Raw genomic sequence first — 21,395 nt, 5'->3', positions numbered from 1 at the left:
TTGGTTTTTATTTGATTTTTTAGAATGGTCGTGTATCCAGCGGTATCCCCCATTCCGAATTGAACTGCAGAATGGTATTGGGAATATTCAGCCGGAATGCCGGTGAGTTTACCGTTGCTTCAAAATGTGTTGTGCCCACGGTATGCGTTATTATTGCTTTGCTCCAGGGCTTTCCCTGATCCAGGCATAAACGTTTCAGGTCCATGAACCTTTTCACATGCCCGAGGGGCAGCTCCCGTCTTCTTTCTTCCAGTACGAGGCGGATGACCTCATCCTGGTCTCCCGGAACGGTCAGTTCCGGCGTGCCTGTTTTGAAACGGTACCGGCGCAAAGTGTTCAGGTCCGCGATCGCTTCATCCGGCCGGTTGGTTCTCGCATATCCTTCCGCGCGCATCAGCAGCACTTCCGGGTAACTGAGCCCTGCCGTCATCTGGAACCGTGGAGCATTGCCGAATGTATAGGCGCCGCGGTAATACTGGATCCGCTCCCCGTCATCATAAGGCGTACCGCCAAAAACGGTCTGAAAACCGGGCGCGGCCTGCAGGAAATACCGGAACCGCAGATCATCATCCTGATCGAACAGGGCGACGAATTCCTCTGAAGGATAGGAATCATCCATGCTGCCGGCGCCGTTGTCCGTAAAACGGAAGAACAGCATTTCGCGGCTCGTGGGTAAATGCGCTTTATTATCCGGACTAACAATACTGCTGAAGAGCGGGTTGCCGGGGTCGGAAAAGGACAAGGCATTAAAATCGTATAACACCTGGGCGGGGCCTCCGGCAGCCGTGGCCGCGGTCCAGGCCAGGTTGGCATAATACACGGTGCTGTCGTATTCCTGCGTGAACAGGTGGTAGTAAGCCAGCATGGCCAGCGTGGCTGTTTTGTTAGGCCGGGAAGGGTAATTGGTGGTGGCGGGGGCGTATGGCAGGGCAGCATGCAAGTCCTCCCCAATCCTCCTGAACATCTCCTGTTGTGTTGAAAGATCCGGTACCGGCGTACTGATGTCCGCACTGGTAACGTAGGGGACCGTACGGGTATCATTGGAGGCTCCGGGCTGGTACACCGGACCGTAGGCCAGTGCTGCGTGCAGGTACACCCAGGCCCTGCCGGCATATGCCTGGGCCAGCACTTTGTTGGCCTCTGCCTCGTTTTGTGCATTCTTCAGTGCCGTCACACCATCAATAACATTGTTGAAATATTTTACCGTGCCGTAAATTCCGCCGTCCCAGAACTCATCCTTGACATTGGGATTTTTATAAGGAGCGCGGTAAATATGGCCGTAGTAACGATCGATATTCGGATGATTGAAGGCTTTGTAATGGATATTGGCCAGGCCTTCGGACAGTGCAATGTTATCCGTCATATAGGCAAGCATGCATCCCAGGTTATTATCCAGGAAAAAGGACATCACGATCTCTTCATTATCCAGCAGCCTGTCAAATTCAGAAACCTGTGTTGGAATAAGCCTGCCTTTCGGTGTTACATCCAGGTACTCCTTACATGATCCGAAGAGGAGCAGGCAAACACCAATACTTGTCAGGAAGCGTATCATAAAATGAGTTTATAATTTAGAAATTCACCGTAAGGCCGAGATAGACTTCCGGACGCAATGGCAATGAGCTGAAACCCTGTTCGATCGTTCCGCCTAATCCCGGTGTGGTGTTCACCTGCGATGTTTCGGGATCTCTCTTGTCGCTGTTAGCCGCCAGCAACAGGAGATTTCTTCCCTGCAGCGTAAGCCTGGCCTGCCGGAGGCCGATATTCCGCAGGAAACTGCGGTCAAACGACCAGGACAATGCGGCATCTCTCAGCTTGAGATAATTGGCGCTTTCCACAAAAATGTCGGCAAACGGAAAATAGAACGCATCGCTGGAGAATCCCGCCAGCCGGGGATATATCGTATTGGCTTCATCTCCCGGCATCCGCCAGCGGTCAGCCACATGTTTGTTCTGGTAATTGCCGCCGGTGAAAGCGTCTTTCCGCAGCACATTTCCCGTTTTGGCAATCACCATGAAAGACAGTTCGAAATTGTTGTACCGGAAGGTATTGGTGACCGCATAAATATTCTTGGGGCGAAGCGTGCCGCTGTACACGACATCTTCTATCATCAGGTTCTCTCCGCCGGTCACCTTGTTCTCATGATCGTAGTATTTCGTATTGCCGTTATTGTCCAGCTGCGCAAAGCGGTAACTGAACAGCGCATCAGACGAATAACCGGCAATGTTCACAGGGCCGGTCAGCGAGCTGGCATACAGGTATTCATTATCGTACGCTATTACCTTATTGTAATTCCTGCTGAACGTTGCATGCATATTCCAGGTAAATGCACCGGCCTTCAGCACATTGCCTTCGAGGGACAGCTCTATCCCGTTGTTATCTATCTTCCCCAGGTTCTTGGTCAGAAAAGGAAACCCGATAGTAGGATCTACAGTAGCGGGAGATAACAGATCTGTACTGCGTCTCCGGTAATAGTCGAACGAGAGGTTCAGGCGGGAATTCAGTACCGAAATATCCGTACCGGCATTGATGGTATTGGTTTTTTCCCAACGCAGCGAACGGTTGGGTGGTGAAACGATCCCATAGGCGATATCCCCTGTCATGTTGGAATATGTACCGGCATAAAGGATCAGGAACGGGCCATTGTCCAGCGAAATATTTCCGTTGATGCCGTAGGAACCTCTGAAGTGCAGCCTGTTTATCCAGCTGATGTCAAAGTACTTTTCATTGGACATCTTGTAGGTTCCGCCGGCGGACCATAAGGGCCGGTACCGGTACCTGGGATCTGTACCGAAGAAATTCGTCTGGTCCAGCCGGATGCTCCCGCTGAACAGGAAACGCCGGTCATACTCATAGGAAGCATTGGCATACCAGGAGGCAAAACGGTTGTCACGGTACTGGTAACCGCCATTCAGCACCGGGGGACGGTTAGTGCCCAGCATATCCGGATTGTACATTCCCGCATTGTAATCAGCATAATTAAAAACGGCAGAGGTGCCTGCCTGGTCATTATATCCGAAACGGGTAGGATAAGTATTATTGTTCAGTACATCCCTGATAAGCTCTCCGCCGGCAATGGCAATGATGTCGTGCTTGTTGAACTTTCCGCTGTAATTTAGCTGCGCACGCAGCGTATAGGCCTGATTCACGCTCCTCGATTCATTCACCATATCGCCATCCGGAATATAGTGTTTGCCCGCGGTAGTACGCGAAGTGCCGTCATTATAGAACAGGCGCATCCTGTATGCGTCTTTGCTGACCAGGGTACGGTTGAGGGCGCTGCCTCTTGTCCATACGCCGCCGGCATCCATGCTCAACCCTTTGGCAATGCGTACATTGATGCTGCCGCCCAGGCGAAGCTGCAGATTTTCCACACTGGTGCGCTCCAGACCAAGATCCGCCAGCGGGTTGTATTCCATCGTTTTCATACCCGGGAGTTGGGCATAACGGTCGATCTTGTTGGGATTGGTGGCATATATTTCCTGGTAATTCCCTGTTTCCGGGTCCACCACCAGGTCATAGGGATGCAGCAAGGAATTGGACAGGTAGTTCAGCAGCTCCTGCGTGGTTCTCGCCGGCGCCCTGGATGTGTTGTAGTTTACATTGGAGAATACTTTTACGGTGATATTATCTGCCGCCCTCCATTCATTGTTGAAATCGATAATGAGCCTTTCATCCCCGGCGTACAGCATATTGCCCCTGTTCCCGATATATTTTACGGCGGTATGCATCAGGTTCTTTTCACTGCCGCCGGAAAGCGAGATATTATGCTGATGCGTTTGCTGATGACGGAAAAGATATTTTTCCAGCTGGCCTAATCCGTCATTTGTCCTTAACCTGGCAATTTCCTCATCCACGGCTGCCTCACTCATCAGCCCGCGGGCTTTGGCGACCATCAGGTAATTGACACGGGAAAGATAACCGTAGTTGTTATAGGTATTGATCATCCGGTTGGGGTTCTCGTTGAACAGGGCCATCTCCGCATCCACATAATCGGCGGCGGTGGACCGGTTGAGCCTGGACAGGAGCGGTTTGAGCGTTATCCCGGCGGAACCTCTGTATTCCACCTGCAATGCTCCCAAACGGCCTTTTTTTGTTGTGATCACGATCACGCCATTGGAAGATCTTGCACCGTAAATAGACGCGGCTACCGCATCCTTTAAGACAGTGATCGTTTCAATATTGTCGATATTGATGGTCTCCAGCCCGCCGGAGATGGGATAACCATCCACCACGATCAGCGGGGCTGTTTCCGCCTGAAAGGTGGACACGCCGCGAATTTCCATATCCCCTTCCTTGGTCAGCACCATACCGGCTACCTGTCCTTCCAGCGCAGCCTTGAGATCAGGGCGCAGCTTGTCCCGGAACCTGTCTGCCGAAACAACGGCAAAAGAGCCTGTAGCCCGCTCCCGCGGGATATTCTGATAACCGGTTGACACCGTTACCTGTACATCAGGGAGCACGGACACATCATGATCCAGTGCTATAGACAAGGGTTGTGCGGGAAGGGTTATTTTCTGTTGCCGCGATTTAAAGCCGAGATAAGAGATCAGTATCTCGTCTCCCTCTCCGGCATCCAGCGTGAATCGTCCCTGCTGATCACTTGCGGCCGCTTTCCCGGATCTTTTGTTGAGGATAGACGCGCCTGCAAGCGGCTGACCTTCTTCGTCCGTCACCTGCCCCGCAACAGCGGAAGGCGGATCAAAAGGCTGGACGGGCCGCGGGGTAGAAGCCGGTTGCATCGGCGGCTTCCGCGAAATAACGATCGTGTTGTTCTCGATCGCGTATTCAAGGTGCTGCCCTTCCAGCACTTGCTGCATAAATGTTTTCAGGGGCAGATGGTCGGCCTTGATACTTACCGGCTTTGCCCGCTTCAGCAACGCAGCATCACAGATCACAAAAAAGCCGGTTTGCTTCTCGATCATCCGGAAGACCTGTGCCAGTTTTACTTTCTCACCGGTCCAGGTGATCTGCCCGGTCTGTGCACGGGCTGTCAACTGTGTGAAACAAAAGAAAAGAAAAATGACCGCCTTTACAACAAGGGGTCCGACAACCCGGTAAAGGCAACACCCGTCAGGCGGGCTTGCACGAAAAAGAGTTTTTTGCATACTTTTGCAATGGTTTGGTTGATAAAGAATGTCCCCCACAGGACTTTTTCAGCATATATCAAACTGTCTGCCGCTACGGGTCCGAACCGTAGCGGTTCTTTTATGGCAGTACAACCAGCCGGCGCCCGTTCTCCAGCCGGAAACGGACTTCCATCTTTTCCAGAATGGCAAGGCATTGGGACAACGTAAGATCTCTTCCCATCCGGCCCCAGAACTGCTTGTCCGGGACCGTTCCTTCATAGATCACATCTACATCATACCACCGGGATAATTGCCGCATGACTTCCTCCAGTTTCTTGCCGTCAAAGTCAAAGGCGCCGTTTTTCCAGGCTACGATCTGCGCGGTGTTGACATCATCCGTTATCATGATGCCGGCAGGTTCACCGGTTGCCGGTAACCGGAGTTGTGCCTGTTGCCCCGGCTTCAGCAGTACGGCGCTTTTGGCAGAGCGTTCGCTGACACGCACACTTCCTTCCAGCAGGGTAGTGTGGATACCGCTTTCGTCAGGATAGGCATTTATATTGAAATGTGTACCCAGGACGGACACCTCCATCCGGTCAGCAACGGTAACCAGGAAAGGCATGTCCGCATTGGCCGCTACCTCAAAATAGGCCTCTCCGGTAACCGAAACCCTGCGGTATTTTCCTTCAAACGCGGTAGGGTATCTTAATGAACTGGCGGCATTCAGCCAGACCGCTGTGCCGTCCGGCAACACTACCCTGAACTGGCCTCCTCTGGGAGTGGTTAAGGTATTGAGACTTACCGGGCCATTACCACCGGTTACGTTATAGCGCAATTGCCCGCCCTGTTGCGTGACCATGGTCGCCCCCTGCTGAATAACCCGGGCTGCGCCGCTGTCCAGCGATACAACAGCACCATCACCAAGCGTCAGCATGGCTTTGTCCCGGCCGGGAGGAATACCGGTGTCCGGTAAAACGGTCGCAACATCCGGCCTGAGGGCCTCGCGGACCATTAAATATCCCCCGGCACATAACAAGAACAATATCGCCGCGGCAGCGGCCCGGTAACGTGTAAACCATAGCCTGACCGGAACGCGCTCAGGCAGGGCAGATGATTTGTCCGCACGCAATATCTCGTGCAGCAACGGCATATACCGTTCGCTGTCAAATACTTCTTCCTCCTGCTCACCCGCCAGCCATGCTTCCAGCACTGCAGTCACCTCCGGCCTGTTGCGTTCATCTTCAACAAATGCCGTCAGCATTCTGCTTTCTTCTTCCGTCATTTCCCGGGAGAAGTGCTTATTCATCAAGTTGATCAGTGTTTCCTTTTCCATGTCAGGGGAATTACGGGCACCCGAACAACATGTTCGTGCCACCATCTAACCTATAAGTAAATTGAAAAACCGTTTTGTACCAATGCCGGTAAAAAAAAATTCAGCCGGCCAGTTGCCTGCAGGATGTTATGCAATCATCAAGAAAATGGCTGAGTACGATTGAGATCAGCAGGAGAGAATGACCTTTTTTCTGCAGATAGTCACGTAAAAAATCAAGAGCGCTGCTCAGGGTATTACGTACGGTGTTTGTTGAAAGGCCAAGTTCAGCCGCAATTTCAGGAACGGTCAGGCCCTGTTCCCGGCTAAGGCGGTAAATTTTCTGCCGTTGTGGGGACATGTGCTGAACCGCTTCCCTGACGGAGCCGAGCAATTCCCGGAGGTAGATACCGGCTGAAATATCTTCATGCTCTTCTGTACGGCTTGTACCGGCCACTTTCAGCGCTTTTTGTTCCACAAGCCTTCGTTTCAGATAATTGTACGATACATTCGCCGCGATCCGGTATATCCAGGCCCCGGCATCCCTGACACCACCAAGCTTGTCCCTTCCGATCCACAGCCTGACAAATGTTTCCTGTATCACTTCATTGACCATTATTTCTGATTGTACCGTGCGGCGGATAACGGGGACAAGGCGAGGGACATATATCTTGTATAATGCTGCAAAGGCCTGTTCATCGCCTTCGGAAATCCGCTGCAGCAGTCCGCTTTCATTATCTGAGTTTCGGTACATTCCTGGTAAAGCCTGTCTCCCCGGCAGTAGTTTGGTTGATTCTGCCCTAAAAATAGTAAAAAACCGGAAATGCCCATATTTAAGTACTTCCCGGCTGCGGCACCTTTGCGGCACAGCACACCGGCCCGGAATACTTACTTCCTTTGCCGGGCGGCGATCACATCCCCATCGTTTCGCAAGGAATTTGTTGTACTTTTATAATGATCAGTCACTGTCTTTTAATCGTTCGACCCCATCAATTCAATTATGCATCCCATATTGCTATTACCGCATCCGGCTTTACAGCCTTATATTCACCAGTATGCATTCATGTCGGTGGGTGTGCCCGGCCAATGGTCAGCTTTCGGCATGGTACCGCCTGGTTGCACGAGCCTGTCAATCGTGATGCACGGCAGGAACGTCTGCTTAAAGCCCGGGGACAAGCCGGTACGCAAGTTTTCATCCGTTTCTTTTGCCGGTCAGGCTACACAGTTCTGGAATGTGGGTATTGATGACCAGTACCAGGTTTTCTTTGTCGTATTCAAACCTTGCGGCGCATACCAGTTGCTCGGCATTGGCCAGCACAGCTGCCTGAATGAAACATTCGACCTGTCTGATATACTGGGCAGGAAGGCAATTGCCTTCCAACATCAACTGGAAGACAGCCCGACATTGGAAACGACCCGGTCTATCGTGGAGCAATTCCTTTTGCAATGTCTTTGCCGGCAAAAAGATACGGCCATCGTCCGGCAATTTGACGATATCCGTAAAAAGATCCAGAGACAAAGCCAGGAGCCGCGGCTCATAAAAAAAATATGTAAAGATGAAGGTGTATCTAAAAGTACGCTGGTACGCCAGTTGAAGGAAATCATCGGAATGGGGCCGAAGCAATTTCAGCGCATTGCCCGTTTCAACAGCCTGCTGCTCCATATAAAGCAGCAAGCGACCAGGCGCCACTGGACGGAGATCGCACATCAGTTCGGGTACTATGACCAGGCGCATTTCATCAGGGAATTCAAGCTGTTCTATGGTAAAATACCCTCCGCCTATTCTGCCGGGGATGAATTGCTGACCAATATTGCTCAATGACCGCATTTGAAATTTGCTTCTTTTTTACAATTTCACGTCAAACGGAAGTGCTAAGCTTGCATGATGAATACACTATCAAGCTGCAAAAAAATGAAGCACTACCTGTTTTTACTATTATTCCTCTCCTTTGCCGCCGTACGATGCAGTAAGGACGGCGCTACCGGCGCACAAGGCGAACCGGGCCCCACCGGGCCTCAGGGTGTACAAGGCATTGCCGGTCCGGCCGGTGTGCCCGGATCACAGATACACAGCGGCACCGGTGTTCCCGCCACGACTATCGGTGTGAACGGGGACTATTTCGTGGATAAAACTGCGGCCCAGCTATACGGTCCCAAAACTGCCACTGGCTGGGGGACGCCCGTTGCGCTGAGAGGCCCCGCAGGCGCCGCTGGCACTAACGGCGCCAATGGTTCACGCATACACAGCGGCACCGGCGCACCCAGCGCCGCAACCGGCGTTGCCGGTGATTTTTATTTTGACCGGGCTGCCGCCGTGATGTATGGCCCTAAAACGGCAAGCAGCTGGGGCACAGGTGTTCCGCTGCGCATCGCGCGGGTCATATCCTATATGGTCACCAGACCTTCCGAGCTTGCCTGGAACACCTCGCACCTGCTCGATATCGGGAATACCATCCTGCCCATTCCGGCGGACATCAAAGAAAACGGCGTCATATTGATGTACATCGTCATCCGCGGAACGCTCACCACCGATACCTGGCACCAGATCCCGGGGCATATCTTTCTTGCTAATCCTGCTGTGAATTATTACTTCATCGGCACAAGAGTGGCGCCAACCTATATCAGGATCGTGGCCTATAACGAAGATGGAAGCGACCTTCCGGCCGGCACCAACCCGCCGAACGCCAACAAGCTCAGGGTGATCCTCATCCCGGCAGACGAGATGAATACCATTTCCCGGAAGGCAGGCCCTCCCGTTGACCTGAAAGACTATGAGGCCGTAAAAGCCGCTTTCGATCTATATGATGAAAACGCTATTACGATCCATTAAACCGTGTGCATATGAAACTCCTCCCCCTGCTGACCATGCTGGCTGCCACCCTGCTTACGATCAACGAATGCCAGGCCCAGATACTGGACAAGATCGAAAGAAAGGTCAGGAACCGGGTAGACCGGAAAATTGACAGAACAATAGATAAAGGGCTTGACAAAGCAGAAAAGGGAATTGACGATGCTGCCAAAAAAGAGAAGCCTGCCGCCGGCAGGCAAGCCCCCGCTGTAACAACGCAGGCAAAAATAGACTCCCGGTACGACTTCGTTCCGGGAGAGACCGCACTGTTCAGCGATGACCTGCTGTCAGACAACATCGGTGATTTTCCCGCACACTGGAACACCAACGGATCCGGCGAAGTGGTCACGCTCAACGGGCAACCGGAAAGATGGCTGAAAATTCCGCACAACACCATCACCTATCCTGAAAACAATAAACCACTGCCGGAAAACTTCACCATAACATTCGATCTGTTCTATCCGGAAGCCGGCGCGCGTCCGCCTATCACCTTCGGTTTTTCCGAGCACATCAATCCTGTAAAAAATAAACTGGCCGGTAAAAAACTCCTCTATTTCAAAGTCGATCATATCAAAGACCTCGTAGGCAGCAGCACCAGCATATATTCCGGGAGGGAGGACAATAAATCCTGGCCGGTGAACAGCGCGGCCGGCAAACCTTTGCGGGTCAGTATCAGTGTCAATAAAACCCGGATACGCCTGTATCTTGAACAGGATAAGGTATTCGATCTGCCCAGGGCCTTTGAGCCTGCCAGCCTGCGCAACAATTTCCATTTCAGGGCGGTGGATATATTGCCAGCCGCCAGGCAGCCGTTTTTTGTGGGGAACCTCCGCATTGCCGAAGGTAATTCCGACTTCAGGAGCAAACTGCTGGCCGGAGAAAAGATAACGACAACAGCCATTCTTTTCGATGTAAATACCGCCGGTATCAAACCCCTGTCCTATGGCGTCATCCGGGAAATAGCGATGGTCATGCAGGAGAACAAGGCCCTGCGTCTGAAAATTACCGGGCATACGGACGGGGATGGATCGGACAATGCCAACATGGAATTGTCGAAACGACGAGCGGAAGCCATCAAAAAAGCCCTGGAAGAACAGTACGGTATAACAGCCGCACGACTGGAAACCGAAGGTAAAGGCGAATCCGCACCCATCGCAGACAATAACTCGGCAGAAGGAAAATCCCGGAACCGCCGGGTAGAATTTACCCCATTGCGATAAACACCGGAAAGGGGAACTGTAGGATGACCGGGTGGAAAATATTATCTTGATGAAAGATCATATTAAAACACACCCACATGACCCGGAGACAATGGCTTCCCGCATTGCTGTTACTTTTGCTTGCATCTTCCTGTACAAGCGCCCAGGAAGAACCGGCCGGAAATTACGTCCTGGTGATCCATGGCGGCGCCGGCACCATTACCAGGAACAACATGACGGCAGACATGGAAGCGGCTTATACCGCAGCACTGGAAAGCTCGCTGAAAAAAGGATATGCCATCCTGCAGTCCGGCGGTTCCAGTCTTGATGCAGTGGAAGCATGCATCCGCATGCTGGAAGACGATTCGCTGTTCAATGCCGGCAAAGGCGCAGTTTTCACACATGACGGCAGCAATGAGCTGGATGCCTCCGTGATGGATGGTAAAACGCTGGCTGCCGGTGCTGTGGCAGGAGTACGCACCGTCCGGAACCCCATTACGCTCGCCCGTGCCGTGATGGAAAAATCCCCGCACGTGATGATGGCAGGCCGCGGCGCGGAGCAATTCGCAAAGGAAGCGGGCATCGAAATAGTGGACACAGCGTATTTCAGAACAGAGAAAAGCTGGAAAGGGTTACAAAGGGCCTTGCAACAGGATTCCCTGAAAGCCCTGGCAAACCCTGATACAAAATTCGGCACCGTAGGCTGCGTTGCGCTGGATAAACAAGGCAACCTGGCCGCAGGCACTTCCACCGGTGGCATGACCAACAAAAAATTCGGGCGCATCGGGGACTCCCCTGTCATCGGCGCCGGTACCTATGCCAATAACAATACCGTTGCTGTTTCCGGCACCGGATGGGGGGAGTTCTATATCCGCAATGTAGTGGCCTACGATCTCTCCGCGCTCATGGAATACAAAGGGCTGTCTGTACAGGAAGCCGGTAAAACCGTTATCAAAAAAGTGGGAGACCTCGGCGGCAACGGAGGGCTGATAGCGCTGGACAAAAACGGGAACATGGCCATGCCATTTAATACCGAAGGGATGTACCGCGGCAGTGCGACCAAAGACGGCAGGATCGGGATACTGATCTACAAAGATTAATAAAAAGGCCAGATTCCTGCGATCAATGATTATCTTCATTGGCTAAAAACCGAGATATGCGATTTTCCTGGTCACTGCTTTGCAGCATCTTACTGCTCAACCTTTCCGTAACCGCACAAACAACAGATTCCCTGTTCCTCAAAGCGGCCGTCATCAAACTGGAAAACGCGAGAGCATACACATTGAAAGTAGCCCGGCTGATGCCGGAGGAAAAATATGCCTACAAACCTGTACCGGAAGAAATGTCCTTCGGGGAGCAGCTGCTGCACCTGGGCACCAACCTCGGCTGGTTAAGTTCCTCCTACATTGGCGAGGGAAATAATCCCGTTACAAAAGCCGATGCAACGCTGCAAAAGAAAGAAGAAATAATAAAGACACTGGAAAGGGCCTACGACTTTGCGTTGAATGCGCTCCGGAATTTCTCGCCGGAGAAACTGTCAGACAACGTGAAATTCTTTGCCGGCCCGATGACCCGCCTGCAGATCATCAACCTGCTGAATGACCATCAAACCCATCACCGGGGGCAGCTGCTGGTCTACCTGCGGCTGAATGGCATCAAACCGCCGGCATACGTTGGCTGGTAATAGCTGCCTACGCGTGTTCCAGCAAAAAGCCTGCGTCGATCTTCAGGACTTTGTACAGTACCTTTAAGAATTGTACGTCCGGTTTCCGTTTACCGGAAAGTATCTCGGAAAGTTTTGAGTTCGCCAGCCCAAGCTTTTCCGCGAGTTTGGACTGGGTCAGTTTGTGCTCGAACATCTTCAGCTCAACCGCCTCGGCTATCGTCTCCGGTTCCTTCTGCGGCTTCAGCCCAAGCACTTCGTCTTCGTATTTTTCTGCGGCAACGACCATCGCCGAAAGTTTTTTCAGCTCTTCGGGCTTCAGGTTGTCCTCGCCTTTGTCCATCAGTTTGTAGATGGTTACCATGGTTTCATGGTAAGCTTTCCGGGAAGTGATCTGGTGTTTCATGATGTTACTTGAAAGTTATGGTTGCGGCATTCACCCCGTCGTATTCGCAGTGCGTGCCAACAAATAATATAAAAACCGTTCTTATCCTGAAAATGATCAATGCGATCAAACGGTAGTGATTTCCTCTGATATTGAATATATACCTGTCTTTGCCTACCGCATCGGCGGAATTGAATGTACATTTCAATTCCGCAAAGTTCCGCCAGTCCGCGGCTTTCGTTTCGTCATACCATTTTTCCAATGCATCCTGGGCATCAGGATGCTTTTCATAAAACTCCCTGAGTGGAGCTTTTGAAATAATTACCATGCTTTATCGCTTTACAAATTTAGAAATATTTTCCGGAATTAAAAACTTTTTTCCATAATCAAGAAATTTCATGAACTGTGGAATAACAGATAACGGACCATTGATCCGGGTCCCGGAATTGTTCTTTTTGATAGAAGAACCTCATTGAAGTTGCTGTCATTTTGTTTGTGTATCGGGTAACAAAAACGAGTTAACGATGGCTAATTAAAGTAATTCCAGCGGGGTAAATTGTTAAATGATGGTTATTCAAAAATGAAAACGCCGGGGAGCAGCGTTTACGCATTTCCCCGGCGCCTGTCCGGAATAAAAACTTTTGAAGCATCTCAGTAAGCCGGGCGCAAACCTGCTTCAACGGCGGCTTTTCGCCTTTTATGATAGAAGATATATGATCCGGCGAAGAGCAGGAAGCCCACCAGCATAAAAGCCATCGCGCCCGCGCCTTCTCCGCTCATCAGCAGAGAATAGGTAGCACCGGTCAGATCGAAAAAAAGCCCGGCATATGCCCACTCCTTGATCCTTTGAAAACCAGGAACAAGTATCGCTATGGAACCAAGCAACTTCGCCAGGCTCAGGAATACCATGAGATAAGGAGGATATCCCAGCTGTTCCATCACTGCAGCGGATTGGGCATCGCCCATCAGGCCGGGAATAGCTCCCCCTCCCATGTAAAGTGCAAAGAGTGCGGTCAGGATCCAGAAGATGATGTTTGTCTTTTTCATGATTATACGGTTTTAGGATTGTTAAATGGTAATGATCAGGCCCCGTGGCTTCACAACAAAAGTGAGATAATCCGGCAAATTTTAAGGGAGGCAAAAATGCATTTGTTGGAGGGGTATTGCGACAATATGAAGATATTTGGAATGCTGCCAGCAGGCAGCAGCTATGCACCCGCCTCATTCGCAACCAGGCGAGCATCTCCGCGCTGTAAACGGACCGTTCTCTCTTTTTTTGACCGGAGCGGCCTGAATGACTGCTCCGGTCGTTTATGCATATTGGTTACACGAACGGGATAACCTGCATTTTGTAATTCAGCGCGGCAGTAGTGCCGCAGGTCACATCCACCGTATTGCCGGTTATTCTTCCTGCTTTATCGGATGCCAGAAAAACCGCTGTATTGGCAATATCCGCCATCAGCGGCAATTTCTTGAGCATGGTATCGTCCTCCAGTTTTTGCAGAAAACCGGCGCCTATCTGCGGTTCGCTTTCCAGCGCTTCCCGGAATATCCTCGTGTCCGGCGAGCCGCCGGACCGGATGTTCACTACCCGCACACCATATATCCCAAGTTCCGAGGCCAGGTCCCGGGAAAAGCTCTCGATCGCGCAGCAGGCCGGCCCAAAACCGCCTACCAGCGGATACCCGATCCCGCCGGGTGTTGCCGTTATGGACAAGATCACCCCTGCTCCCTGTTTCATCATTGCCCGGCCGGCCGCGGTTGCCGTCAGGAATTGTGTTTGCATCGCAATGCTGACGGGACGCAGAAAATCATCCAGTACCATTTCTGTCAATGGAATGCTCTGCGTGTCTTTAAGGCCTACCGCATTAAAGGAAATATCCACGGAACCGGCTTTTTGCACCATCATACCCAGATGCGCATCTACCGCGCCTTTGTCCAGCGCATCCAGTTCCGATATCTCAGCCTTGCCGCCGGCGCCCAGGATATCGTCCGCAACGATCTGTAATGATGCCCGGTGCGGACCGGTCAGGAAAACTGTTGCGCCTTCTGCAGCGAAAGCACGCGCCACCGCTCCGCCAATAGAGCCGCCAGCCCCGTATATAACAGCATTTTTGTTGGAAAGTAACATAACATGAGTTTTCACAAACTTAGACCCCATTTGCCTGCTCCGGCGCGTGCAAATGTGCCTTTTACGGGGATGATTGTGCCAAAATCCACCTTATCTTTACAAAAACATTCCGCTGAAGATCATTACGGACATAAAAAACCTCTATCAACCCCTTCAGCCATTGATCCGGCAAGCAGGGAACGATGTGCGCTACCGGGAGATACTGCCCGCAGCGGCACTGGCGCCTTTCATTCACTGTTACTGGGAACTGGAGACCATCCGGCCGCTGAAAACACCATTCAATTACCGCGTAGTGGCGGACGGCTGCATCGATATATTCTTTGAACTGCAGCAGCCGCAGGAGAACTTCGTGATGGGCTTCTGCAACCAGTACACCGAATTCCGGCTGGAGCACAGCTTTCATTATATCGGCATAAGGTTCCTCCCTACCATGTTCCCGCAACTGTTCCCGGTAAACGCTGCCGAGCTGAGCAACCGTTTTGAAGACCTCCGGGCGGTTGTTCCTTCCATGGCGGGATTTATTGCGGACAATATTCACCCGGACCATGACCTGGAACAGATCAGCGCAATGCTCAATATCCATCTTGGCCGGCTCACGGAAGACCGTTCGTTCAATGCAGATGGGCGACTGTATGAAGCGATCCGCATCATCCTGCAACACGAAGGAACACTGAGCACGGAAAAAATGCTGGACACCGGCATCAGTCCCCGGCAACTCCGCAGGCTGTTTGAATATTACATCGGCGATACCCCGAAGACCTTCAGCAAAGTGGTGCGCTTCCAGAACAGCCTGCGAAAAGGGGCCGGGTCATTCGATGCAGGGTATTACGACCAGTCCCACTTCATCAAGGATTTCAAGACCTTTTACGGCGCCACTCCCCGCCAGGCGCAACAGGACCGATAATGTCCGATTTTTACTATGTTTTCCCGCGCCGCTGCGGCAACTTTGGGGTATGAAAACATTATTGATCACCCTCATTGCAGTTTGCTGCACAGCCGGTCTGTACGCACAAACGCATCAAAACAACACGAAAATGAAACTGAATGCAGGCATCGTAACCTCCAAACTGGTGGAAAGCAAAGCCTTTTACACAACAGTACTGGGCATGGGCGTAACCTTCGAGAATGAATTCTATCTTTTGCTGCACACTCCGGGCGGGGAAACGGCCATCAGCTTCCTGCTGCCTGACCATCCATCGCAGCAGCCGCTTTTCCGGAAGCCATTCACCGGGCAGGGCATGTACCTGACGATAGAAGTAGAAGATGTTGACAAAATGTACAATGAGCTGAAGAAAAAAGGAATCCCTATCAAGATCGATATACGGGATGAACCTTGGGGCGACCGTCACTTTGCGGTGCAGGACCCCAACGGCATTGGTATCGATATCGTGAAATATTCACCTCCGGCGGAATAAGCAAAAAGCTGCCGCTCCGGGGCTCCACATATCTGCCCTGGAACGGCCCTGATAAAACAAACAGACCAATGCTTCCCCCCACCTCACTGATGGGAGGGTGCTCAAAGGCCAGCATCATACCAGCGCTTCCCACAACACCTCCGCAGGATGCAAAGCCTCCCTGCCGGTACCATCCTTGATCTGGTGCCGGCAGCTGGTGCCGGGCGCCGCAATGATCACATCCTCCGCCTGTTTCCGCACCGCGGGGAACAACACCAGCTCCCCTATCTGCATGGATGTGCTGTAATGCTCCCGGTCGAACCCGAAAGACCCGGCCATGCCGCAACAGCCGGATGCGATCACACTGGCTTCATAATGCTCGGGAAACGATAATACTTTCTTTATAAAATTGACGGATGACAGGGCTTTCTGGTGGCAATGCCCGTGAATGACCACTTCGCGCTTTTCCGTCCGGAAACGTTCTTTGGATATTCTTCCGGCGTCCATCTCCGCGGCCATGAACTCCTCGAACAACATCACCTTCCCCGCCAGCGCCCTGGCTTTGTCTTTCAGCGCGGCTGGCACAAGATCCACGTACTCATCCCTGAAGGTCAATATAGCGGAAGGTTCCAGACCGATGAGCGGATAAGGGCCGTCAGCGATGAACGCCAGCTGCTCCACATTCTTCGCGGCAATGGCCTTCGCTCTTTTCACAAGGCCTTTGGAGAGATGCGTGCGCCCGCTCTCCTGGTGGTCCGGTATGACCACTTCATAACCCAGTGCCGTCAGCAGTTCAATGCACCGCATCCCGATGCCCACATCGTTATAATTGGTGAATTCATCGCAGAACAGGTACACTTTGCCGGTATATTCCATCCCTTTTTTCTCCCGCCTGAACCGCCGGTACCAGGATCTGAGGGTGAATGCATGCAATGCCGGCACTTCACGCTCCGGCGCCATATTCATCACCCGTTTCAACAGCCCGCCGGTGTACTTGTTCGCTATCGCGAAGTTGAATAACCGCGGCATGGCGGAAGCCAGCTTAGTAAGCCTGGGGAATTCTGCTATCATCCGGGCTTTCAGGGGAATCCCATGCTGATCGTAATATTGTTGGAGGAACTCTGCTTTGAGTTTGGATACATCCACACTGGAGGGGCATTCCGATTTGCAGCCTTTGCAGGAAAGGCAGAGGTCCATTGCCTCGTGTATCTCGTCATGATCAAATGCTTTGGCCGTATTGTCCTGCGCAAGGAACTGCCGCAGCACATTGGCCCTTGCACGGGTCGTATCCCTTTCAAAGCGGGTGGCCATATAGCTGGGGCACATCGTACCTCCGGCGAAATGGGTCTTGCGGCAATCTCCGGAACCGGAGCATTTTTCCGCCAGCGCCAGAATACCGCCCTCTTCAGAAAAATCAAAATGGGTTTTGACCTTCGGCCCCCGGGCCGGTTCCTTGAAGCGGAACGACTGGTCCATCGGCGGCGGATCAACGATCTTGCCGGGATTCAGCATGTTCGAAGGATCAAATATCTGTTTGACCGTTTTACAGAGCCGGTAGCAATGCTCACCCAGCATGAAGCGGATGAACTCGCCCCGTAAGCGGCCGTCGCCATGTTCCCCGCTCAGCGACCCCTTATACTTTTTTACGATCGCCGCTGTTTTCGCCAGCAGGGAACGGAAGATGATCTTCCCTTCACTGCTTTTCAGGTTGATGAGCGGCTCCACATGCAGCTCGCCTGCGCCGGCATGGGCGTAATAGGACGCCTGCAGGTTCATGGAACGCAGCACCTCCTGCAGGTCCGCAATATAGTCCGGCAGATATTCCGGGTCCACTGCACAGTCCTCGATAAGGTTTACTGGCTGCGCATCGCCCTTGATATTGCGCAGCAGGCCCAGTCCGGATTTGCGCAGGTTCCAGGCGGGGTTGATCTCCGCCCCGCGCAGCAAAGGATATGCATAACCAAGCCCCTGCGCTTTTACTTCATTAATAAAAGCATCTGTCTGCGCTTTCAATGCTTCTTCCGTATGGCACATGAATTCCACCATCAGTACGGCTGCAGGATCGCCTGCAATGAAGAACCGGTTCTGCTGATGCTCTGGATGATCTTTTGTAAAATTCATGATCACATCATCCACCAGCTCAGATGCCGTAACGGGATGGCGTACCGCGATCAGGTTCACCTGCAGGGATTCTTTCAGGCTGGTGCAATGCACGCAGACAAGGCCGTTCACCTTCGGTGGCAGCTCCATCAGCCGGAGTTTTGCCTCCGTTATGAAGGCCAGCGTGCCTTCGGAGCCTGCGATCAGGTGAGAGAGATTAAAAGGTACGAAGCCGCCCAGGTAAGGCGTTGTATTTACCAGCGCATCCAATGCGTAGCCTGTATTCCGGCGGCGCAGCGACTTTGCCGGATATCCGTCTTCAATTGCCTGCTGGTTATCCTTATCCGATAACAGTGCATGCAGGGAGCGATAGATCGATCCTTCAAAGCCCTCCAATGCCAGCTTCTCCTGCAGGCTATGCTCATCCACATCCGCAAATACTGCTTCATTACCATTCCCAAGCACCACATTGACGGAAAGCAGATTATCCCTTGTAGTGCCCCAGACCATGGAATGCAGCCCGCAGGAATTGTTCCCGATCATCCCCCCGATCATTGCACGATTGGAGGTGGACGTTTCAGGACCGAAAAAAAGCCCGTGCGGCAACAACAACTCGTTCAGCACATCGCGCTCCAGGCCGGGTTCCACACGCACCCATTTTTCCGCTGTATTCACTTCCAGTATCCGGTTCATGTAGCGGGACACATCTACTACGAGCCCGTTCCCCACCACCTGTCCGGCCAGTGAAGTGCCGGCCGTGCGGGGGATCAGCGGGATGTTGTACGTTTTGCTCAGCTTTACCAGCCGGCAGATATCTGCTTTGTTCTTCGGCAGTGCCACACCCATCGGATGTTCCTGGTACACGGAGGCGTCTGTGGCATAGGCCATCAGCACCGTCCGGTCCGGCACGGTATCTTCAAAAAAAATATCCCCTTCCAGCCCGGTTTTTACTTCCCGGAAGGCCTGCACGATCTGTTCCGTGTTCATACTGCATAGTTTGATCAAACGCCCATTGCGCTCATTGCCCTTTTTACGGAGCCATGCTGCACCAGCAACGCTTTTGCTGCTTCATAATCCGGGATGCCGGCTTTTTCCATCAGCATCTTCACCCCCCGGTCCACCAGCTTGTCATTAGTAAGCTGCATATTCACCATCTTATTGTCTTCCACCCTGCCCAACTGGATCATCAATGAAGTGGATATCATGTTCAGCACGAGCTTCTGCGCGGTGCCGCTTTTCATGCGGGTGCTGCCGGTCACAAACTCCGGCCCTACCACTACTTCTATCGGAAATTCCGCCGCTTCGCTGACGGGACTTCCCGGGTTGCAGGAAATACTGCCGGTCAGCACACCCAACTCCCTGCCGGCCTGCAATGCCCCGATCACATAGGGCGTTGTGCCGCTGGCGGCAATGCCCAACAGTACATCTTTATCTGAAATATTGTACTGCTGCAGGTCTTTCCAGCCCTGGGCAGTATCATCCTCCGCATTTTCCACCGCCCTGCGGATGGCATTATCGCCTCCCGCAATAAGGCCGATCACCAGGTCGAACGGTACGCCATAAGTTGGCGGGCATTCCGAGGCATCAAGGATACCCAGCCTGCCGCTGGTGCCCGCGCCGATATAAAAGAGACGGCCACCGGCCAGCATTCTGTCCGTTGCGGCCAGCACAAAGGCCTCGATCCCGGGGATCGCTGCGGCAACAGCGGCAGGCACTCCGCTATCCTCTGTATTGATATTCACCAGTAATTCCTTCACGCTCATTTTTTCGAGATGCCGGTAACGGGATGCCTGTTCCGTTACCTTTACAAATTTTGCTTTTGTTGAGGGGCTCATGTCATACAGATTTATGGCTGCACTTTCCTTGCAGGGATCATACAAAGACCGAGGAAAGTCAGCAGCCCGTTAATAAAGAGCAGTTCCAGCCCTATCTGGAACCCACCGAAAATATGCTGCTGATATGCATCTATAATAAAACAGATAGCGGGAGCAGCGATCACAACCAACGGCACCAGTTTGTCGTTCACCGTTCTTTTAGTGAGAATGCCGAATGCGAAAAGGCCCAGCAACGGACCGTAGGTATATCCCGCGATCTTCAGGATCAGCCCGATCATGCTCGGGTTGTTCATCCATTTGAAAGCCATTACGAACAGGAGGAACACTGCAGCAAACACCAGGTGCACGATCTGCCGGATACGTTTCCGCTTTTTATCATCCAGCGAAGCATCCCGCTGAATGCCCAGAATATCTATGCAGAATGAGGAAGTCAGCGCAGTAATAGCGCCATCCGCACTGGGGAATAAAGCGGAAATCAATGCAATGATAAAGATGATGGACACGGCGCCCGGCATGTATTCCAGCGCAATAGTCGGAAACAGTGCATCCCCGCGAGCCGCTATCCCCTTGCTTTCCGCGAAAAGATGCAGCAGGCCGCCGAGGAAGAGGAACAACAATACCACCAGCATGAAGATCACCGCGAAGGTCATCATGTTCTTCTGGGAATCTTTCAGTGTGCGTACGCTTATATTCTTCTGCATCATCTCCTGATCCATCCCGGTCATTGTAATAGAGATGAATGCGCCCGCCACGATCTGCTTCACAAAGAAATATTTGCTGGCAGGATCGGTGATGAAAATATTGGAATACCCTTTATCCGCCAGCGCTTTTGTTCCGGCTTCCAGGCTAAGGCCAAGATCGCTGAGGATATACACCACGCATACCACCAGACCGATGAGCATACAGGCCGTTTGCAGCATATCCGTCCACACAATGGTCTTAACACCACCTTCAAAAGTGTACAGCAATATCATCAGCAGGATCACGAAAGCCCCTACCCAGAAAGGCATGCCAAAATCCTGCAGGATGGTAAGATGCAATACGTTCACCACCAGGTACAGGCGGGCGGTAGCGCCCAGCGTGCGGGAAAGGATGAAGAACGATGCACCGGTTTTGTAAGACAAAAATCCAAGCCGCCCCTGTAAATAATTGTAGATGGATGTGAGCTGCAGCCGGTAATAGATCGGCAGCAATACGAATGCCACTACGCCGTATCCGACCAGGTTCCCGATCACGATCTGGAAATAGGTAAAGGATTCTATGCCCACAGTGCCCGGTACGCTAACGAAAGTAACGCCGCTCAGCGAGGTGCCGATCATGCCAAAAGCTACCAGCATCCAGTTGGAACCACGGTTTCCGATGAAAAACGATTCATTGTTCGCATTACGGGAAGTAAACCAGGCTACTCCGAGCAACAACAGAAAATAAACGATGACAAGTGAAAACAAGATTACAGGAGACATGC

The 21,395-nt window shown here is 52.2% G+C and carries 18 protein-coding genes; 7 read left to right on the top strand and 11 right to left on the bottom strand.

From position 1 onward, the window contains the following. Positions 1 to 19 precede the first annotated feature (19 nt). The 4 genes from FW415_RS12400 to FW415_RS12385 form a co-directional block, all read right to left on the bottom strand. Positions 20 to 1,552 carry a RagB/SusD family nutrient uptake outer membrane protein gene (locus FW415_RS12400; protein ID WP_148385349.1) on the bottom strand — a complete coding sequence of 511 codons (1,533 nt, stop codon included), beginning with the start codon at positions 1,550 to 1,552 and terminating at the stop codon, positions 20 to 22. 16 nt (positions 1,553 to 1,568) lie between these two features. Then, complete coding sequence (locus FW415_RS12395) at positions 1,569 to 4,994, bottom strand: SusC/RagA family TonB-linked outer membrane protein (protein WP_168208793.1); 3,426 nt, start codon at positions 4,992 to 4,994, stop codon at positions 1,569 to 1,571. Between the two features lie 211 nt (positions 4,995 to 5,205). Beyond that, entirely contained in the window at positions 5,206 to 6,399 is a 1,194-nt protein-coding gene (locus tag FW415_RS12390) for a FecR family protein (RefSeq protein WP_168208792.1), read from the bottom strand. A gap of 100 nt (positions 6,400 to 6,499) precedes the next feature. Beyond that, positions 6,500 to 7,129, bottom strand: a complete 630-nt coding sequence (locus tag FW415_RS12385) for an RNA polymerase sigma factor (RefSeq protein ID WP_148385341.1) — start codon at positions 7,127 to 7,129, stop codon at positions 6,500 to 6,502. A 246-nt stretch (positions 7,130 to 7,375) separates the two neighbouring features. Between FW415_RS12385 and FW415_RS12380 the strand changes: the two genes are divergently transcribed. The 5 genes from FW415_RS12380 to FW415_RS12360 all read left to right on the top strand — a co-directional run bounded on the left by FW415_RS12380 (position 7,376) and on the right by FW415_RS12360 (position 12,106). Further along, entirely contained in the window at positions 7,376 to 8,197 is an 822-nt protein-coding gene (locus tag FW415_RS12380; protein WP_148385339.1) for an AraC family transcriptional regulator, read from the top strand. A gap of 90 nt (positions 8,198 to 8,287) precedes the next feature. Further along, a complete protein-coding gene (locus FW415_RS12375; protein ID WP_148385337.1) occupies positions 8,288 to 9,205 on the top strand; it encodes a collagen-like protein in 918 nt (305 codons plus the stop codon). An 11-nt stretch (positions 9,206 to 9,216) separates the two neighbouring features. Then, positions 9,217 to 10,443 (top strand): OmpA family protein, encoded by a 1,227-nt coding sequence (locus FW415_RS12370; RefSeq protein ID WP_148385335.1) that lies wholly within the window; start codon positions 9,217 to 9,219, stop codon positions 10,441 to 10,443. Positions 10,444 to 10,520: 77 nt separating this feature from the next. Next, positions 10,521 to 11,522: an isoaspartyl peptidase/L-asparaginase family protein gene (locus tag FW415_RS12365; protein ID WP_148385333.1), complete on the top strand. Its 1,002-nt coding sequence runs from the start codon at positions 10,521 to 10,523 to the stop codon at positions 11,520 to 11,522. Positions 11,523 to 11,578: 56 nt separating this feature from the next. After that, positions 11,579 to 12,106, top strand: a complete 528-nt coding sequence (locus tag FW415_RS12360; protein ID WP_148385330.1) for a DinB family protein — start codon at positions 11,579 to 11,581, stop codon at positions 12,104 to 12,106. Positions 12,107 to 12,113: 7 nt separating this feature from the next. Here FW415_RS12360 and FW415_RS12355 read toward each other — a convergent pair whose 3' ends face one another. The 4 genes from FW415_RS12355 to FW415_RS12340 form a co-directional block, all read right to left on the bottom strand. Next, the gene (locus FW415_RS12355; RefSeq protein ID WP_148385328.1) at positions 12,114 to 12,491 is read right to left on the bottom strand and encodes a helix-turn-helix domain-containing protein; all 378 of its coding nucleotides are present in this window, start codon (positions 12,489 to 12,491) and stop codon (positions 12,114 to 12,116) included. Positions 12,492 to 12,495: 4 nt separating this feature from the next. Then, positions 12,496 to 12,798, bottom strand: coding sequence for a type II toxin-antitoxin system HigB family toxin (locus FW415_RS12350; protein ID WP_148385326.1), 303 nt, complete (start codon positions 12,796 to 12,798; stop codon positions 12,496 to 12,498). Between the two features lie 323 nt (positions 12,799 to 13,121). Further along, positions 13,122 to 13,517, bottom strand: coding sequence for a DoxX family protein (locus tag FW415_RS12345; RefSeq protein ID WP_148385324.1), 396 nt, complete (start codon positions 13,515 to 13,517; stop codon positions 13,122 to 13,124). Positions 13,518 to 13,794: 277 nt separating this feature from the next. Beyond that, complete coding sequence (locus FW415_RS12340) at positions 13,795 to 14,601, bottom strand: SDR family NAD(P)-dependent oxidoreductase (RefSeq protein ID WP_148385321.1); 807 nt, start codon at positions 14,599 to 14,601, stop codon at positions 13,795 to 13,797. Between the two features lie 160 nt (positions 14,602 to 14,761). On the opposite strand from FW415_RS12340, the gene FW415_RS12335 reads away from it, so the two are divergent. Together FW415_RS12335 and FW415_RS12330 are read left to right on the top strand one after the other, a co-directional pair. Beyond that, positions 14,762 to 15,505: a helix-turn-helix domain-containing protein gene (locus tag FW415_RS12335; protein ID WP_210420874.1), complete on the top strand. Its 744-nt coding sequence runs from the start codon at positions 14,762 to 14,764 to the stop codon at positions 15,503 to 15,505. A gap of 130 nt (positions 15,506 to 15,635) precedes the next feature. Beyond that, entirely contained in the window at positions 15,636 to 16,016 is a 381-nt protein-coding gene (locus FW415_RS12330; RefSeq protein ID WP_148385319.1) for a VOC family protein, read from the top strand. Positions 16,017 to 16,130: 114 nt separating this feature from the next. Here the strand turns inward: FW415_RS12330 and FW415_RS12325 are convergent, their stop codons facing one another. The 3 genes from FW415_RS12325 to FW415_RS12315 are packed head-to-tail and all read right to left on the bottom strand — an operon-like array spanning position 16,131 to position 21,393. Further along, a complete protein-coding gene (locus FW415_RS12325; RefSeq protein ID WP_148385317.1) occupies positions 16,131 to 19,082 on the bottom strand; it encodes an FAD-binding and (Fe-S)-binding domain-containing protein in 2,952 nt (983 codons plus the stop codon). A 14-nt stretch (positions 19,083 to 19,096) separates the two neighbouring features. Continuing rightward, positions 19,097 to 19,930: an N-acetylmuramic acid 6-phosphate etherase gene (gene murQ, locus FW415_RS12320; RefSeq protein WP_148385314.1), complete on the bottom strand. Its 834-nt coding sequence runs from the start codon at positions 19,928 to 19,930 to the stop codon at positions 19,097 to 19,099. 11 nt (positions 19,931 to 19,941) lie between these two features. After that, positions 19,942 to 21,393 carry a sodium:solute symporter gene (locus FW415_RS12315; RefSeq protein WP_148385311.1) on the bottom strand — a complete coding sequence of 484 codons (1,452 nt, stop codon included), beginning with the start codon at positions 21,391 to 21,393 and terminating at the stop codon, positions 19,942 to 19,944. Between the last annotated feature and the right edge of the window lie 2 nt (positions 21,394 to 21,395).

It is taken from the genome of Chitinophaga sp. XS-30 (genome assembly GCF_008086345.1).
Lineage (GTDB): Bacteria > Bacteroidota > Bacteroidia > Chitinophagales > Chitinophagaceae > Chitinophaga.
Note: the sequence above shows the minus strand (reverse complement) of the source record. Positions and strands in the feature narration are given on the sequence as shown.

Bases quoted from the DNA above. Each gene is read 5' to 3' on its own strand.
- FW415_RS12400 (WP_148385349.1), bottom strand. From the start codon at position 1,552: ATGATACGCTTCCTGACAAGTATTGGTGTTTGCCTGCTCCTCTTCGGA.
- FW415_RS12390 (WP_168208792.1), bottom strand. From the start codon at position 6,399: ATGGAAAAGGAAACACTGATCAACTTGATGAATAAGCACTTCTCCCGG.
- FW415_RS12385 (WP_148385341.1), bottom strand. From the start codon at position 7,129: ATGTACCGAAACTCAGATAATGAAAGCGGACTGCTGCAGCGGATTTCC.
- FW415_RS12380 (WP_148385339.1), top strand. From the start codon at position 7,376: ATGCATCCCATATTGCTATTACCGCATCCGGCTTTACAGCCTTATATT.
- FW415_RS12375 (WP_148385337.1), top strand. From the start codon at position 8,288: ATGAAGCACTACCTGTTTTTACTATTATTCCTCTCCTTTGCCGCCGTA.
- FW415_RS12370 (WP_148385335.1), top strand. From the start codon at position 9,217: ATGAAACTCCTCCCCCTGCTGACCATGCTGGCTGCCACCCTGCTTACG.
- FW415_RS12365 (WP_148385333.1), top strand. From the start codon at position 10,521: ATGACCCGGAGACAATGGCTTCCCGCATTGCTGTTACTTTTGCTTGCA.
- FW415_RS12360 (WP_148385330.1), top strand. From the start codon at position 11,579: ATGCGATTTTCCTGGTCACTGCTTTGCAGCATCTTACTGCTCAACCTT.
- FW415_RS12355 (WP_148385328.1), bottom strand. From the start codon at position 12,491: ATGAAACACCAGATCACTTCCCGGAAAGCTTACCATGAAACCATGGTA.
- FW415_RS12350 (WP_148385326.1), bottom strand. From the start codon at position 12,798: ATGGTAATTATTTCAAAAGCTCCACTCAGGGAGTTTTATGAAAAGCAT.
- FW415_RS12345 (WP_148385324.1), bottom strand. From the start codon at position 13,517: ATGAAAAAGACAAACATCATCTTCTGGATCCTGACCGCACTCTTTGCA.
- FW415_RS12340 (WP_148385321.1), bottom strand. From the start codon at position 14,601: ATGTTACTTTCCAACAAAAATGCTGTTATATACGGGGCTGGCGGCTCT.
- FW415_RS12330 (WP_148385319.1), top strand. From the start codon at position 15,636: ATGAAACTGAATGCAGGCATCGTAACCTCCAAACTGGTGGAAAGCAAA.
- FW415_RS12325 (WP_148385317.1), bottom strand. From the start codon at position 19,082: ATGAACACGGAACAGATCGTGCAGGCCTTCCGGGAAGTAAAAACCGGG.
- murQ (WP_148385314.1), bottom strand. From the start codon at position 19,930: ATGAGCCCCTCAACAAAAGCAAAATTTGTAAAGGTAACGGAACAGGCA.
- FW415_RS12315 (WP_148385311.1), bottom strand. From the start codon at position 21,393: ATGTCTCCTGTAATCTTGTTTTCACTTGTCATCGTTTATTTTCTGTTG.